Raw genomic sequence first — 15477 nt, forward strand, 5'->3', positions numbered from 1 at the left:
CCCCACCAGAACGAAATATTTATTTCATTGGTAGAGGGGAGGAATTTAAGCAGATAGAAGCTAAGATAAAAGAAAAGATTCCCTTAGTATTGAGTGGAATTGGAGGGATAGGAAAGACAGATTTAGCCAAGAAATTTTAATCATCAAAAATCGAATCAATATGATTATTTAGGCTGGATTAACTATGAAAGGAACTTTAAAGAATCAATTATTGGAGCTATTAATCCTCAAAGTTTAGGGATTAAGTTTAGAGTACAAGAAAAACTTGATCAAAAATTTAATCGAGTAATGGCTGAGTTATCTAATTTAAAGGGGAATATTTTATTTGTTGTGGATAATGTTGAAGAGAGTGAAGGAGTAGATCGATATTTAAGAGAATTTACAGGATTAAATATAGACTTGCTTCTAACTTCTAGAAGTAATTTAGAAGGATTTGAAAAATTAGAAATTGAAGAGTTAGCTAAAGAAAATTGTATAGAATTATTTAAAAAATATTCTCAACCTGACTGTAATCAGGAGTATGTAGAAAAGATAGTAGAACTAGCAGGGTATCATCCTCTAACAGTAGAATTATTGTCCAGAACTGCTCGTGTAGCTCGTAAAGATTTGGAGGAGTTTTATCAATTGTTGAAGGAAAAAGGTTTTAATCTTAGCGATGTGATTAAGAAAAGGATAAATACAAGTAGGCATAGAGACTATGATAAACGGGAATTATTTCAGCATTTAAGGAAGGTTTTTGATATATCTAATCTGGGAATAGAAGAAAAGGTTGTCTTGCTTAATTTATCGATTTTGCCTTCTACTCCTTTAAAAATAAGTAATTTAGAAGAATGGCTGAAGTTAGAGAATACAGATGTTATTGATGATTTGATAGCGAAGGGTTGGCTAAAGGAAATATATAATAAAGATACTAGTGATTATTATGTTGTAATTCATAATGTAATTCAGGAGATTGTCCGTGAGGAACAGGAGCTTGAATTTTCTAAAGCAGAAAATTTAGTGAAGGCTATTGAGGCGTTATTATATTCATCACCAAATGAAAATCCTTTAGAGAAAAAGGAGTATGTTAATTTTGGAGTGTCAATATTAGAGTATTGTCGGCAGGAGAATAAAGATTTAGCAAATTTGAGTAATAATTTAGGACAAATTTATAAAGCTATAGGAAAATTAGATTTGGCTTTAGAGTATGCTGAGCAGGCAAAGAATATATATAGAGAGGTATTACAAGGTGAGAAACATCCTGACTTAGCAGATTCCTATAACCATATAAGTATAATTTATCAGGATCTAGGAAAATTAGATTTGGCTTTAAAGTATGCTAAGCAGGCAAAGGATATATATAGAAGTATTGCAGGATGAGAAACATCTTAATCTAGCCACATGTTATAGTAATATAGGACAAGTTTATCAAGCTAAGGGAGAGTTAGAGTTAGCTTTAGATTATGCTGAGCAGGCAAAGGAGATAATAGAAGAAGTATTAGGTGAGAAAGATTCTAAATTAGCTACATCTTATGATAATTTAGGACAAATTCATAAAGATATGGGAGAATTAGATTTAGCTTTAAAGTATGCTAAGCAGGCAAAAGATATAAGAGAAGAAATATTACAGAATGAGAAGCATCCTGATTTAATTCATTCTTATAATAATTTAGGAACAATCTATAAAGATATAGGAAAATTAGATTTGGCTTTAAAGTATATTAAGCAGGCAAAAGATATGAGAGAAGAAATATTAGATGAGAAGCATCCTGATTTAATCCAATCATATAGTAATATAGGAGCAATTCATAAAGATATGGGAGAATTAGAATTAGCTTTAAAGTATGTTAAGCAAGCAAAAGAGATACACGAAGGAGTATTAAATCACAAACATCCTAGTTTAGCAATTTTCTACAATAATTTAGGAACAATTTATTTAGATATGGGAAAATTGAATTTGGCTTTGAAGTATACTAAGCAAGCAAAGGAGATATGCGAAGAAGTATTAGGGGACAAACATCCTAATTTTTCCGTATACTGTAATAGTTTAGGTCAGATTTATCAAGCTAAGGGAGAATTAGAATTAGCTTTGAAGTATACTAAGCAAACAAAGGAGATACGCGAAGAAATATTGGATGACAAACATCCTAGTTTAGCAACTGCCTATAGGAATTTAGGGATAATTTATTTTGAACAGAGGTCATATGAAGAAAGCATTAAATATTTCAAACAGGCAAAGGAAATTTTGGAATATAATTTTCCGAAAGGACATCCAGACTTAGATAGTGTTAATGAATTTTTAGGAGTAGTTAGAATATTTACATAAGCTTCCGCTTGAGTAGTGCTTATGTAAGTAGTTGGTGATAAAATAATTATCTAGAATTGAGAATCCCACAAAATCAAGGTCTATAAATCACTTGTATTATATAAAAATGGGAATAAATAATTATTCTTGAACACAAAAAAAGAAAGGATTTAGCTAAAATGAAAAAAGCAAATGAAAATTTTTCAGAAAGAATATATCAAATTACTAAGGATAAAGAAATATCTTTCGAGGAACAACTAGATATGTTTTTTTAATTATTTAAAAGATGCTTTAAAATTTCCTTGTGAGGTAACAGGTATTGAAGATTTTGATTGGGAAGAACCTTATGTATTTGGATTTGGAAGTGATGAAGAATATGAAAAGTTGAAAAAGAGTCAACCATCTTATGAAGATATATATGAACTTATTGAGATAAAAAAAGATAAATATTCAAAATGGATGCTTTCTTTTAGAGGAGAGGATATAGGAGCTAAAGTGAGACGAAAATCAGATGATAAGATATTTTGGCTTGGATTATCAGAATTAGAAATAACAAATAAAGAAGATGTTAATTATAAAATCTTAGATGATTATGCAGTTTGGTATGCTAACAGGTAAAAATAATTATTGACTTAAAGTTGAGTTAGTATGGATTTTTAGAATTTGGCCAATATAAAGAGAAAGATTTGGAGAGGGAAGGTTCAATTTTTAGTAGAAGTGTATGATTGTTTTGGCTCTTCGCTATTTAATGTAGTTGTGAAGAGGTATATTTTCTGCTAATTGTAATTAGAAATTTTAATATGTCAGTATATTTATTAAATAAATGCTTTAGGTGAGTCAAATTTAGCCTTACCCCATTTTTTCTTTTATTTTTCAGCAGATTATTATTAATCCCTCTTGATTACAAGAGGGATCTTTATTTTAAAATCATTCTTGAATATTATTATCATTTCAACTAAAATTATTATAAAGGTTTAATAAAGAGGTAAAATAATCACAGTTGATTTACTTTTATTGAGTAGATAAAAAATAACGAGGTGATTAATCATGGGCCAACTTCAATTAAAAGAAGGATTAAAAGGACTTATTTAGTGGTTGAAGATTTAAAAGTTTTAAATAAGTCTTAATAAGAGCAATAGAACCTTTGCAGGGATTAAAGGTTATCAAGAAGAAATAGAGATATTAAGCCAAAGCAGATTGAAGGTTTTAAAAAAATAAAAAAGTTTTTGGGTTTGGGTTTTTAATATATAAAGATCAAAGGCAGTTGCGCTGACTAGATCTGACAAGAGCCGACTAAGGTCCGACAAGGCATAAAGAATAAAAAAGGTTTAGTCAGACCTTAGTCATCTTTTAGTCTAAGGTCTTGTCTGTGTAAATGATTTTGCTTTAAGGTTTTCGCTGATAGCTAAAAATATTGATTTTTATACTAATCTTTTGATATATTATAAAAAGGAGATTATAAGATTATAATTAAGGGGGAAAATAATGAAGAAGGTAGATCTACATATACATACCAGTCATAGTGATGATGCAGATTTATCTCCTAAAGAAATAGTGGAGATGGCAAAGGAGAAAGGCTTATCTGCAATAGCAATAACCGATCATAATGTGACATCTGCGGTGGATGAGGCACTAGCAGTAGCTGGTGAATTAGAGGTTATCCCAGGTGTTGAGTTTGATACCAATTATGGTGACAATACTCTTCATATCTTAGGTTATTATTTGGACTGGAAGTCTCCTAAGATAGATGAGATGCTTGATGGTATGGAAAAGGCTAAGAAGGAGCAGTTTTATGGCAGGATAGAGAAATTGCAGGAGTTAGGGTATTCTATAACAGCTAATGAGGTTTTGGAGAAGTCTGATGTCTCTATACCTTTAGGTGGGTTTATCGCAGAGGTACTTTTGGCAAAGGAGGAGAACAAAGAGGATCAAAGGTTACAGACCTATTATAGTGGGGAGAAGAGTGATCAACCTTATTTTAACTTTTATTTAGACTTCTTTAAACCAGGTGCTATAGCTGAGATTCCTTGCTGGAAGCCTGATGCTAAGGGTACAATTGAGTTGATCAGAGAATTAGGGGGAGTTGCTGTGTTGGCCCATCCAGGATCTACTTTAGATCCATTAGATGAAGAGGTAATAGATGATTTAATGGAAGCGGGTTTAGAAGGATTAGAAGTTTATAGTACCTACCATAATAAAAAAGAGATGGAAGAGTGGTTAAGAGTTGCTCAGAAAAAAGAATTACTAGCAACAGCAGGAAGTGATTTTCATGGCCATTTAAAGCCTAAAATAGATCTAGGTGGAGTACCAGAAAATGATTATACAATAATAGAGAAACTAAAAGAGCTAAGGAGTGAAGGATAATGGAAAAGGATTATTTAATTAGAGCAATTACTACAAATAAAGAGATTAGGGCTTTGGCTATTAGATCAACAGATTTAGTTAACAAAGCTCAAAAATCACATCAGACTACACCAGTAGCAACAGCAGCTTTAGGTAGAGCGTTGACTGGAGGGTTATTAGTAGCTAATTTACTTAAGTCAGGAAGTGAGATAAGTTTGACAATCTCTGGAGATGGCCCCTTAGGCAGAGTTGTTGTTAATGCTAACTATAAAGGTGAAGTTAGAGGATATGTAGGGAATCCAAACCTTGATTTTATGGTCAATGATGCGGGGAAATTAGATGTAGGTGGTGCTATTGGTAATGGGAGTCTAACTATTAAGAAGAATTTAGGGTTAAAGGAGCCTTATCAAGGGAGTATACCTTTGATTTCAGGAGAGATTGGTGATGACTTAACCTATTACTTTACTAAGTCTGAGCAAACTCCTTCTGCAGTAGGGTTGGGTGTTTTAGTAGATAAAGATTTATCGGTAAAAGCCTCAGGTGGATTTCTGATTCAGTTACTACCAGATGCTAGTGAAGAAACTATAAGCAAATTAGAAGAGAATTTAAGTCAGGTAAATTCTATAAGTTCTTTGATTGAAGATGGAGTAAGTCCAGAAGGTATATTAGAGAAATTATTAGAAGGATTTGATTTTAGAGTTTTGGCTAAGGCTGATGCCCAATTTAAGTGCAAATGTGATCGAAATAGAGTTGGGGCTTTAGCTGCTAGCTTAGGAGAAGACGAGTTAAAGGATATCTTGGAGAAAGAGGGCCAAGTAGAGATTAGATGCCATTTCTGTGGTGAATACTATAGGTTCTCTAAAGAGGATATGGATGCGATATTAAGTAATAAAGCATAGCTTTATTACTGGCTATGAGTGGTGTGTTTGTGTTGTGAGATAAAAAATAGAAAGTTTTATAAAGTTTAAAACAATTCTAGTTTTTAAGCTTAGGGTTGTTTTAGCTGTGATTTTTTAAAGGTGTTGAATCAGCTTATGGCACACAGCACATAGCTTACAGCTTAACTGTAGGGAGGTGTTTAAATGGATAATTTGCTTACCATAATTAGTTTATTAGGATCTTTATTAATACTTTTAGGAATAATATTATTTATTCCATTAATACTGAGTTTGGTTTATAGAGAAGGGTTATTTTGGGTATACCTATTTCCTTCTTTATTATCGTTAATAGTAGGGTATATATTGCGGGGGAAGGGTAGGGGTAGTAAGATATCATTATCAATGGGAATGATTATCTGTGCTTTGGGTTGGATTGTAATTTCATTGGTTGGGGCATTGGTATTTTATTTGGCCCTTGATTACTCTTATGTAGATTCACTCTTTGAGACAGTAAGTGGATTCACTACAACTGGAATTACAGTCTTTACAGGCTTGGATAATCTTCCGAAATCTATTCTTTTTTGGCGTTCTTTGATTCAGTGGTTTGGAGGTTTGGGATTCTTAACTTTCTTTTTAGTTGTTACCTTTAGAGGACAATCAGGATTATTTCAATTATTTACTGCTGAAAGTCATAAGATTGATATGGCTCGTCCTGTACCTAATATTTTTAAGACAGTTAAAATTTTATGGGGTATATATTTAATATTTACAGTATCAGAATTTATCATTTTAAGTTTCTTAGGTTTGTCATATTTTGATGCTATTAATCATTCACTAACTACTTTATCAACTGGAGGATTTTCTACCTACGATGATAGTATTGCTCACTTTGCTAATGCTGGATATGAAAACTATAAGCAGATAGAGTATGTAATTACATTCTTTATGGCATTAGGTGGGATTAATTTCTTGGTGCATTATCAGGTTCTTACAGGAAAGTTAAATAGTTTGTGGAAGAGCTTAGAAATGAAGTATTTTTGGGGTATAATATTTGGTGGAACAGGCCTTATACTAATTAATCATTATCTTAACTTCCCCTTTCTATGGGCTGATTTTGAAGAAAGTTTTCGAAAGACAATTTTTCAGGTAGTATCACTTCTAACTACTACAGGTTATGGAACAGAAGATATTAATTCGGCTTTCTTCCCATCATTTTCCAAACAGATATTTTTAGTATTTATGTTTACTGGTGCTTGTGTCGGTTCTACTTCGGGGGGATTTAAATTATTTAGAATTGGAATTTTAGGAGGGTTATTTAAAAGAGAGATACGCAAGATATATAGTCCTAAAGGGGCGGTATTGCCTGTAGTGATTGATGGCAATATAATACCAGATGAGGAGATTTTTAGAATAGTATCAATCTTTTTTAGTTGGCTATTTTTGATCTTAGTAGGTGGCGGTATTACTGCTCTGGCTTCTGATTTACCTGCTTGGAATTCTTTTTCTGGTATCTTTTCAGCCTTGGGTAATATTGGGCCTTTTTATTTTAGTGTAGAGAAGATGCAAGAGTTATCTGATTGGATAAAGATTACATACATATTTGCTATGTTGGCCGGTCGTTTGGAGATCTTACCACTATTTATTATCTTTAATAGAAGAGCTTGGAGGGGGTAGAGAATGTATATAATAGTTGCTGGTGGAGGCGTTGTAGGGCGTAATTTGATTAAGCGTCTTGCTGAGAAACATGATGTAGTACTAATTGACTTAGATCGAGATATTTGTGAAAGGGTTTATTCTAGTTACGGAGCTATTAGTATATGTGGAAATTCTACGAATATAAATGTATTAAGGGAAGCAGGAATTGAAAAGTGTGATGTAGTAGTTAGTGTTATGAGAAATGATGCCGATAATTTAGCCTTTTCCTTGTTAGCAAAAAATTATGGTGTAGAACAAATTATGGTAAGGATGAGGGATCCAGAGTACAAGAGTGCCTATAGGATGGCAGGTGCTACTACAATTGCAGGGATTGTAGATATGATGGTTGAGGATTTTGTCTTAGATATAGAGCAGCCTGATGTTAGGAAATTATTTGCTTTAAGCGGTGGTAAAGCAGAGATATCAATTCTTACCCTGCCTAAAGGTTCATGGTGCCATGGGAAGACTATATCTGAATTAGTTCGAACAGAAGGTTTTCCTGACAATATATTGATTGCTGGACTTTATAATGAAGAAGATGATCTATTTACAATACCAAAGGGTGATACTATTATAAAGGAGTTAAATCAGTTATTTTTAGTAGGTGCAGCAGATAATATAACCAAGGCTGCTAAGATGTTGAGATAGGATTATGGTTGATTAGTATTAAAAGGAGGTATCTTATGTGGGTTATAGATAGTGTTAAAGTTTTATTATCTAAAGATAATAGGTTATTTAGAAGGGCCAACGAATCAAAGTATCTACCAAATGCTTTTGTATCTTTGTTGATAATTATCTTGTTATTGATGATCTTTCCCATTATACCAATTATCCTGTTTAATATAGTAACAAATATTTTTTTAGATGGATATGGAAGTATCTTTGATTATATATTCTTGCGAGCTCAATTTCTAGATTCACCTATGTTCTATTCTTTAGGAGAATCCCTATATTTATTACTTCCTTTTGGTGGGATGATAGTAGGGGTATATCTTTGGGTTAGGTTTGTAGAAAGAAGAGGGTTTAAGTCTTTAGGCTTTGAAGGGGTCAACCCTTTGAAGAAGTATATTAATGGATTTATTTTTGGAGCAGCTTTGATGATACTTTCTGTTATTATTCTTGCTACACTTGGCCTAGTAAGTTTGGAGGCTAGTGGCTTAGACCTTTATGGGCCAAGAATTTTTATTGCTATCTTTATAATTTTATTGGCTTGGGTAGTGCAGGGGGCAGCTGAGGAGATTTTAATAAGGGGCTGGCAGATGCCTACCTTAGGTGCTAAGTATACCCCTGGTTTTGCCTTTGTCTTTTCTAGTCTTATCTTTGCTATTATGCACATCTTTAATGCTAATGTTACCTTAATATCTCTTATCAACTTGGCTTTGATTGGCTTTTTATTTGCTTTTTATGCTTTAGGAGAGGAAAGGCTGTGGGGAGTCTGTGGTTTTCATACAGCTTGGAACTTTGTTCAAGGTAATATCTTTGGTTTAGAGGTAAGTGGTATGGCAAGTTCGGTTAGTTTACTTCACCTTTCAGTCAATGGATCAGAGGTGATAACTGGAGGTTACTTTGGCCCGGAAGGTGGATTGGTTGTCACTTTTATTAATATAATTGGTATTTTGTTCATTCTATGGATCAACCGTAGCAAAGCAGAGGTATCCTTATAAGTTATTAAATTATGAAAAGAGGGGATGGTTAAGTTAACTTAACCATCCCCTCTTCTTTTATAAAGGATAACGATAAGTTATCTAGAATAAATTATATATGATATAGGTAAAATTATATTGTATCTTTTTCTCAGTATAGCTATAAGCTTAAATAAAATACTTGGAGTTGATATAAGGTGATAAAAGCTATTCTTTTTGATTTAGGTGAGGTAATTACTCAAACCAAATTTGAAAATGTATTAAAAAAGTATAGTCAGATTTATGGATGGAAAGTTGATGATTTAAAAGAAAGGATATTTTCTAAAGAGTATGAATTATTGTTAACAGGAAAAATGAGCTTAAACCAATTTATAGATTATTTGAATGAAGGTTTTGGACGTGTAGATAGAAGAGAATTAGATCAGTTTGTAATGGAATATTACCAGGCAGAGGTTTTAAAGGATGGGATGAAGGAAACCTTAGCAAATATAAATATGAATATAAAACTGGCTTTGATTACTAATGATATTGGTTTGTTAGATAATAAATTAAAAAGGCTTCAAATTGATGGTATATTTGATATTATTATTAATTCACATAATGTAGGATATTTAAAGCCTAATATAGAAATTTATGAGTATGCACTTAATCATTTAAAAGTATCAGGTAGTGAATGTTTATATATAGACAATAATCCTAAAGCTTTGGAGATAGCTTCTAGATTAGGAATAAGAACTTTAGACTTTAAAGGGGTTAAAGAATTAGAGGAGCGGCTAAAGTCGTTAAATTTAATAAATAAATAGCAGGAGTGGGGGGATTAAGATGAGGAAAATTTTGGTCTTTATATTATCTCTTGTAGTTATGTTAACTGTAGTTGGATGTAAAGATGATGATAAGTTAAATGGTGGTCAAAATGGACAGGTAGTTAATGAGAGTATTGACCTTTTAAAAGAGTTTAGAAACTTCAAAGAAGAAGTGAAAAAACTTAGAGGGGTACAAGGAAAAGAGGAATTAATTGATGATATTATTGATAAAATGGGAGAAGGTAGCTTTCCTTTAGTTCAAGGAGAGGATGTTATCTTTTTTTATAGAGGCGATGTAGGAGAAGAAGTTTATTTATTAAGTGATCTAAGCAATTGGCAAAAGATTAATATGAATAATTTGGACAATACTTCTTTATATTATGTACAACTTAAAATAGACCCTAAGTCAAGCTTTGAATATAAGTTTTGGGTTGATGGGGAATTCAAAGCTGATTCTTTAAATAGCCTAAAAGTTGCTAATTATCAATTTGAAGAAAGTAATCAAGTAGTTATGGAAAAGTATGATCTTAAAGGTTATTGGGTAGAAAGGGAAGGTGTTGAGAGAGGTAGTATAAAGGATATTAGTATCGAAGATATGAATATACAACTTTATTTACCCTTTGATTATAATAAAGATGAAAATTATTCAGCAATCTATTTTCTCGGCAATGAATATCTAAGTTATGGAAAAGCAGTTAATACCCTAGATAATTTAATTTATTCTAAAGAGGTGGATGGGGTTATTGCTATATTTATTCCTTATAATCACCTGTTATCTTATAATGATAAGGAGAGGATAGATATTCTTAAGGGTTTAGTGCCTTATATTAGTGACACTTATAATGCGATTAAAGATCAGATTATAGTGTCTAATTCTAACTTAGCTTCTCTAGGTGCTAGGGCTTCTTTGGAGGGGGAGGGGCTAATAGACAAAGTAGTTCTTCAATCCCCAATAGTAGATAGAAATCTCTTAACATTGATTGAAAAAGGTGATAATAAGGGATTAGAGTTTTATATAGATTGGGGCATCTTTAATTGGGACTCTAATTTTAATAATACTCTTGATCTTTTGCATAAGTTAGAAGCTTTTGATTATTCATATACCTTCAGAAAACATTATAGTGGTAATGGATGGGCCAACTGGCGTGAAGGTCTATCTTATGCTTTAGATTATACTTTAAATGACCTAGATGATAGTTTTGAAAAGAGTATAATTATAGAAGAGGACTTTAAAAGGGATTACCCTAGGTATTTAGATGATGTTGATAACTACTCATTTAGTGGTAAGCGGGGAGAAGAGTCATATATTATTAAGTTTAACAAGAGCTCTATTATGGGCTTAGATAACTTTAATTTCAAGAGCTTCTCTTTGGAATTAGACTTTAGTTTTATTAATCAGGGGCCTTTTGCTTTAATATTAAAAGGGGAAGATATCTATACCCTACATTTTAGTAAAGAAGAACTGACTTTACTTAAAGGTAAAGGTGATTTAATTTATCAAGGGGAATTTGATTCTAATGAAGAGTTAATTAATTTAGAGTGGAAGGTTGAGGGGGAGAAGTTGGCCCTTTATGTGCAGGAGGAAAGGTTAGTAGATGTAGCATATTCAACTTTAACAAGTAACTATCTATCTTTCTTTGGTGATGAAGGGACCAAGGTAAGCTTATCTAGATTTAAGGTAGAAGAGAGGTTAGACTAAGGGCTATCTTCTTTTGATATTAAGGTTTTTAGAAGGAATATCTTTGGTATAGATAAATTCTGCTTTGAATTGACCCTGGTATTCTTCAAAGGGGATAGTAATGGCAATATCTTTTAATCTCTCCCAGAAGTGATTAGATATTTGATATTCTTCATTGAGTTTTAGAATTTCATCAGCAATTTGGTGAGGGAAGGCATAAAGTTTCGTTAGGTCAAGTTTGTTGATCTTTACTTCAATATGGGTCTCTTCTTTAATCATCTCTCCCCAGAAATATATACCCAATGGGCGCTTTACCTTCTGATCGATAAAGGAGGTAGTACCCCTTGGGTTTTTAGCATTTATTAGGCCTTCTTTCTTTATTTTTGCAAAGGCTTCTTTTTTATATCTCTTCTTCTCTTCTCGAATAAAATGATAAAGTTTATCAGGAACTAATTCTTCTTTGGGAGTTTGATAGTATAAGCCTTCTAGTTCTAATAATTTATTCTCTTCTTCGATGGGTAGAAGTTTTTTCTTTTCAGTTTTTAACACTTATGCTACCTCCTTTTTTATTTTAGTTTATCCAAATTAGCTACTATTTATAATCAATAGATTGGCTTTGGGTCAGTAAAAAGCCTGTTTGGGTCAAATTTAACTTGAGAGAAAGGGAAAGTTGATATAATATATATAGTATACTTACGATAAATCTTATATTAGGAGTTGAAAGTATGGCTGAAGATAAAAAAGGGATTGGGATTATGGGAGGAACTTTTGATCCAATTCATAATGGACATCTATTGACTGCCCAGTGTGCAGCTTATCAACATAATTTAGAAAAAGTTATTTTCGTACCATCAGGAAACCCACCTCATAAGACAGAAAAGAAGATTACAGATGCCCAAGAGAGATATGTAATGGCTTTATTGGCTACTATGAGTAATCCAATCTTTGATGTATCTAGAATTGAGATTGATCGGGAAGGACTGTCATATACTGTAGATACAGTAAGAGAGTTTAAAAAGATATATCCAGATAGAAAGATATATTTCATAACTGGAGCTGATGCTATATTAGAGATATTTACGTGGAAGAATCCAGAAAAACTATTAGAGGAGACAGAGTTTATTGCAGCAAGTAGGCCAGGTTATTGCCTGTCACAGCTAGGTCAAAAGATATATGATTCTTATCGAGAGACAATACATCCTCTACAAATACCGGGACTAGCTATCTCATCTACTGATATAAGAGCAAGAGTAGAAGAGGGACGTCCAATAAAGTATCAGTTACCAGAAAGCATAGAAGCTTATATTAAAAAACATAATCTATACAGATAGGATTAAGGGCTGGTAGAGATTGTAATAATAAAGTGTAGCTTTATTACTATATTTCTTTACTTTTTAGTAAGAAGATGATAAGGTAAATGTTGGCTATACTATTAAATAGATTATCATATTCGAGGCAGATGAGCTATTCTTATATTATTAAAGGGGAAAGGAAGGAATTTTAGATTTAAAGAGAAAGCTTTGGTCAATAAGTTAACTATTATGTCAATTCTATTTGTATTTAAATGATAGTTGAGACCAATACTACCAAATCGACTTGGATTGTGGCATTAAGTTTTGTGCTTTGATTGGTTAAGAGATTTAAAGGATATAAAAATCCTTTGAGTCTAAATGTCGCATTATAGGAATAGATAATTAATGCTAAGATATTAATAATAAATAAAAGTGAAGTTAGTATTCTAAGTTATAAAGTCAATTTAGGTTATAATTTAAATAAAATTTTAAAATGGTTATTTTTTATCCTAATAATTGTAATACTATATAGTGAAGAAGCTAACGAAATAAAAAAGGAGAGTTTAAAATATGGAAAAGAAGAAATTTGAAGAGTTAAATATATCTAATGATATAAAGAGGGCAGTCTCAGATATGGGCTTTGAGGAGGCTACTCCGATTCAAAGTCAGGCTATTCCTCATATACTAGATGGAAGAGATGTTATTGGTCAAGCTCAAACAGGAACTGGAAAAACTGCTGCTTTTGGTATTCCAATTTTAGAGATGATTGATGAAAGAATCAATGCACCTCAAGCGTTAGTTTTATGTCCAACAAGGGAGTTAGCTATACAGGTATCTGAAGAATTAAAGAGACTTTCTAAACATATGAGAGGTGTTAGAGTACTACCTATTTATGGAGGTCAATCTATTAATCGTCAGATTAAAGCTCTAAAGAAGGGTGTACAGATTGTAATAGGAACTCCGGGTCGTTTGATGGATCATATGAGAAGAAGAACTTTGAAGTTAGATAATATAAATAAAATCATCTTAGATGAAGCTGATGAGATGTTAAATATGGGCTTTAGAGAAGATATCGAGACAATATTAAAAGGGCTTAATAATGGGATACAGACAATATTCTTCTCTGCTACAATGCCTAGAGCTATTTTGAACTTAAGAAAGAAGTATCAAAAGAACCCAGAATTGATCAAAGTAGTTCATAAGAAATTAACAGTTCCAAGTATCGAACAAGCTTACTTTGAGGTGAAAAAGAGAGATAAGTTAGATGTATTATCTCGACTGATAGATATGTATAATCCTAAGCTTTCTATTGTCTTTTGTAATACAAGAAGACAGGTTGATGAGTTGGTAATTCAATTACAAGCTAGAGGTTATTTTACTGATGGACTACATGGTGGTTTAAATCAACCTCAAAGAGATAGAGTTATGGGCAAATTTAAGAATGGTACAATTGAAGTTTTAGTAGCTACTGATGTAGCAGCTCGTGGAATTGATATTGATGATGTTGAGGCAGTATTTAATTATGATATTCCTCAGGATGAGGAGTATTATGTCCACAGAATTGGTAGAACTGGTAGAGCAGGTAGAACTGGTAGGGCCTTTACTTTTGTAGTAGGTAAAGAGATCTATAAATTAAAGGATATTCAAAAGTATACTAAGACTAAGATAAAGAGAAGGTCAGTACCTTCAGCAAGTGATGTAGAGGAGATTAAAGCTAATCTATATCTTGAGAATGTAGCTGAAGTATTAGATGCCGGCAAATTATCTAAAGAGATTAAGTTTATTGAAAACTTAGTAGAAGATGACTATACAGCAATAGATATTGCTGCTGCACTATTAAAGTTGGCCCTTGAGGATACCGCTAAAGAGGATACTGACCTTGAGGATGAGTTTAGAAATACTGGTGCAGAGCCTGGTATGGTAAGGTTGTTTGTTAATATTGGAAAGAAACAAAAGATAAGTCCAGGTGATGTAGTGGGAGCAATTGCAGGAGAAACCAATCTTCCAGGAAGTATGATTGGATTAATTGATATTTATGATAGATATACTTTTGTAGAGGTTCCAAGAGAGCATGCTAGAGAAGTGCTTAATGTAATGCAGAATAATAGAATAAAAGGTAACAATATAACTATGGAGCCTGCTAACCCAAGATAAAGATATAAATAATAGGTAATAGAGAATAAAGGATAAAGGTATAGATTTTGATTCTAAATTAATCTATTCATTATTCTTTATTCGCTTTTTTATTTACAATAAATTATCAAGCGAAGTTAAAAAGAGGTGTTTTCAATGAAAGAAGAGAAAGCTATTGAAATTTTATCTCAAATGATAAGTGAAGATCGTTTAAAACATACTTTAGGAGTTAGGGATACAGCAATAAAATTAGCAAAGATTCATAGTGTTGATCAGGAGAAAGCCCGTTGGGCTGCTTTGTTACATGATTGTGCTAAGGGGATCCCCAATAATATCCTATTGAAGAAAGCAGAAGAATTTGCTATAGTGATAGATGATATTTATAAAAAAGTTCCTGCTTTGTTGCATGGTCCTGTAGGTGCAGAGATTGCAAAGAATAAATTTAGAATAGAAGATGAAGAAATTTTAAGAGCAATAAGTTGCCATACTTTAGGAAGTGAAGAGATGAGCCAATTAGATAAGGTTATCTTTTTAGCCGATTTTATTGAGCCTAATCGAAACTGTGAAGCTATAGAAACTTTAAGAGAAAAGGTGAAGGGAGAGTCTTTAGATAAAGGAGTTAGAATGGCTTGTGAAAATACAATAAGATATAATTTAACTTTAGGAAGAATTATTCATCCACAAACTATATTGACTAGAAACTCTTTAATTTAGAGAGGAAGTGAAAT

General features: G+C 32.2%; 14 protein-coding genes. 13 read left to right on the forward strand and 1 reads right to left on the reverse strand.

Annotation, left to right across the window (positions count from 1 at the left end; translation table 11 throughout):
- Positions 1-288 precede the first annotated feature (288 nt).
- From HALSAC_RS17740 to HALSAC_RS0100610, 10 genes are all read left to right on the forward strand, one after another.
- On the forward strand, positions 289-1359 hold the full coding sequence (locus HALSAC_RS17740; protein WP_027338617.1) for a tetratricopeptide repeat protein: 1071 nt from the start codon (positions 289-291) through the stop codon (positions 1357-1359).
- A complete protein-coding gene (locus tag HALSAC_RS14625; protein WP_084804243.1) occupies positions 1316-2305 on the forward strand; it encodes a tetratricopeptide repeat protein in 990 nt (329 codons plus the stop codon). Before HALSAC_RS17740 ends, HALSAC_RS14625 begins: the two co-directional genes overlap by 44 nt.
- 363 nt (positions 2306-2668) lie before the next feature.
- Positions 2669-2902 carry a hypothetical protein gene (locus HALSAC_RS14630; RefSeq protein WP_027338619.1) on the forward strand — a complete coding sequence of 78 codons (234 nt, stop codon included), beginning with the start codon at positions 2669-2671 and terminating at the stop codon, positions 2900-2902.
- A gap of 867 nt (positions 2903-3769) precedes the next feature.
- Complete coding sequence (locus HALSAC_RS0100580) at positions 3770-4648, forward strand: PHP domain-containing protein (protein ID WP_027338620.1); 879 nt, start codon at positions 3770-3772, stop codon at positions 4646-4648.
- Positions 4648-5526 carry an Hsp33 family molecular chaperone HslO gene (gene hslO, locus HALSAC_RS0100585; protein ID WP_027338621.1) on the forward strand — a complete coding sequence of 293 codons (879 nt, stop codon included), beginning with the start codon at positions 4648-4650 and terminating at the stop codon, positions 5524-5526. The genes HALSAC_RS0100580 and hslO overlap by 1 nt, the downstream gene beginning before the upstream one ends.
- A 183-nt stretch (positions 5527-5709) precedes the next feature.
- Positions 5710-7179 (forward strand): TrkH family potassium uptake protein, encoded by a 1470-nt coding sequence (locus tag HALSAC_RS0100590; protein WP_027338622.1) that lies wholly within the window; start codon positions 5710-5712, stop codon positions 7177-7179.
- A 3-nt stretch (positions 7180-7182) separates the two neighbouring features.
- Positions 7183-7848, forward strand: coding sequence for a potassium channel family protein (locus HALSAC_RS0100595; RefSeq protein WP_027338623.1), 666 nt, complete (start codon positions 7183-7185; stop codon positions 7846-7848).
- A 35-nt stretch (positions 7849-7883) separates the two neighbouring features.
- Positions 7884-8864 (forward strand): CPBP family intramembrane glutamic endopeptidase, encoded by a 981-nt coding sequence (locus tag HALSAC_RS14635; RefSeq protein WP_051412023.1) that lies wholly within the window; start codon positions 7884-7886, stop codon positions 8862-8864.
- 176 nt (positions 8865-9040) lie between these two features.
- The gene (locus HALSAC_RS0100605) at positions 9041-9646 is read left to right on the forward strand and encodes an HAD family hydrolase (protein ID WP_027338624.1); all 606 of its coding nucleotides are present in this window, start codon (positions 9041-9043) and stop codon (positions 9644-9646) included.
- A gap of 19 nt (positions 9647-9665) precedes the next feature.
- A complete protein-coding gene (locus tag HALSAC_RS0100610; protein WP_027338625.1) occupies positions 9666-11345 on the forward strand; it encodes an alpha/beta hydrolase-fold protein in 1680 nt (559 codons plus the stop codon).
- Positions 11346-11348: 3 nt separating this feature from the next.
- On the opposite strand, the gene HALSAC_RS0100615 is transcribed toward HALSAC_RS0100610, so the two are convergent.
- Positions 11349-11873, reverse strand: a complete 525-nt coding sequence (locus HALSAC_RS0100615) for a hypothetical protein (RefSeq protein WP_027338626.1) — start codon at positions 11871-11873, stop codon at positions 11349-11351.
- A gap of 176 nt (positions 11874-12049) precedes the next feature.
- Between HALSAC_RS0100615 and nadD the strand changes: the two genes are divergently transcribed.
- From nadD to yqeK, 3 genes are all read left to right on the forward strand, one after another.
- On the forward strand, positions 12050-12655 hold the full coding sequence (gene nadD, locus HALSAC_RS0100620) for a nicotinate-nucleotide adenylyltransferase (RefSeq protein ID WP_027338627.1): 606 nt from the start codon (positions 12050-12052) through the stop codon (positions 12653-12655).
- A 531-nt stretch (positions 12656-13186) separates the two neighbouring features.
- Positions 13187-14770 (forward strand): DEAD/DEAH box helicase, encoded by a 1584-nt coding sequence (locus HALSAC_RS0100625; RefSeq protein WP_027338628.1) that lies wholly within the window; start codon positions 13187-13189, stop codon positions 14768-14770.
- 135 nt (positions 14771-14905) lie between these two features.
- Positions 14906-15463 carry a bis(5'-nucleosyl)-tetraphosphatase (symmetrical) YqeK gene (gene yqeK, locus HALSAC_RS0100630; RefSeq protein ID WP_027338629.1) on the forward strand — a complete coding sequence of 186 codons (558 nt, stop codon included), beginning with the start codon at positions 14906-14908 and terminating at the stop codon, positions 15461-15463.
- Positions 15464-15477: the final 14 nt, after the last annotated feature.

Source organism: Halonatronum saccharophilum DSM 13868 (assembly GCF_000517025.1).
Lineage (GTDB): Bacteria > Bacillota > Halanaerobiia > Halobacteroidales > Halobacteroidaceae > Halonatronum > Halonatronum saccharophilum.

Excerpts from the sequence above, each read along its gene's own strand:
- HALSAC_RS17740 (WP_027338617.1), top strand. The coding sequence starts at position 289 with ATGGCTGAGTTATCTAATTTAAAGGGGAATATTTTATTTGTTGTGGAT.
- HALSAC_RS14625 (WP_084804243.1), top strand. The coding sequence starts at position 1,316 with ATGCTAAGCAGGCAAAGGATATATATAGAAGTATTGCAGGATGAGAAA.
- HALSAC_RS0100580 (WP_027338620.1), top strand. The coding sequence starts at position 3,770 with ATGAAGAAGGTAGATCTACATATACATACCAGTCATAGTGATGATGCA.
- hslO (WP_027338621.1), top strand. The coding sequence starts at position 4,648 with ATGGAAAAGGATTATTTAATTAGAGCAATTACTACAAATAAAGAGATT.
- HALSAC_RS0100590 (WP_027338622.1), top strand. The coding sequence starts at position 5,710 with ATGGATAATTTGCTTACCATAATTAGTTTATTAGGATCTTTATTAATA.
- HALSAC_RS0100595 (WP_027338623.1), top strand. The coding sequence starts at position 7,183 with ATGTATATAATAGTTGCTGGTGGAGGCGTTGTAGGGCGTAATTTGATT.
- HALSAC_RS14635 (WP_051412023.1), top strand. The coding sequence starts at position 7,884 with ATGTGGGTTATAGATAGTGTTAAAGTTTTATTATCTAAAGATAATAGG.
- HALSAC_RS0100610 (WP_027338625.1), top strand. The coding sequence starts at position 9,666 with ATGAGGAAAATTTTGGTCTTTATATTATCTCTTGTAGTTATGTTAACT.
- nadD (WP_027338627.1), top strand. The coding sequence starts at position 12,050 with ATGGCTGAAGATAAAAAAGGGATTGGGATTATGGGAGGAACTTTTGAT.
- HALSAC_RS0100625 (WP_027338628.1), top strand. The coding sequence starts at position 13,187 with ATGGAAAAGAAGAAATTTGAAGAGTTAAATATATCTAATGATATAAAG.
- yqeK (WP_027338629.1), top strand. The coding sequence starts at position 14,906 with ATGAAAGAAGAGAAAGCTATTGAAATTTTATCTCAAATGATAAGTGAA.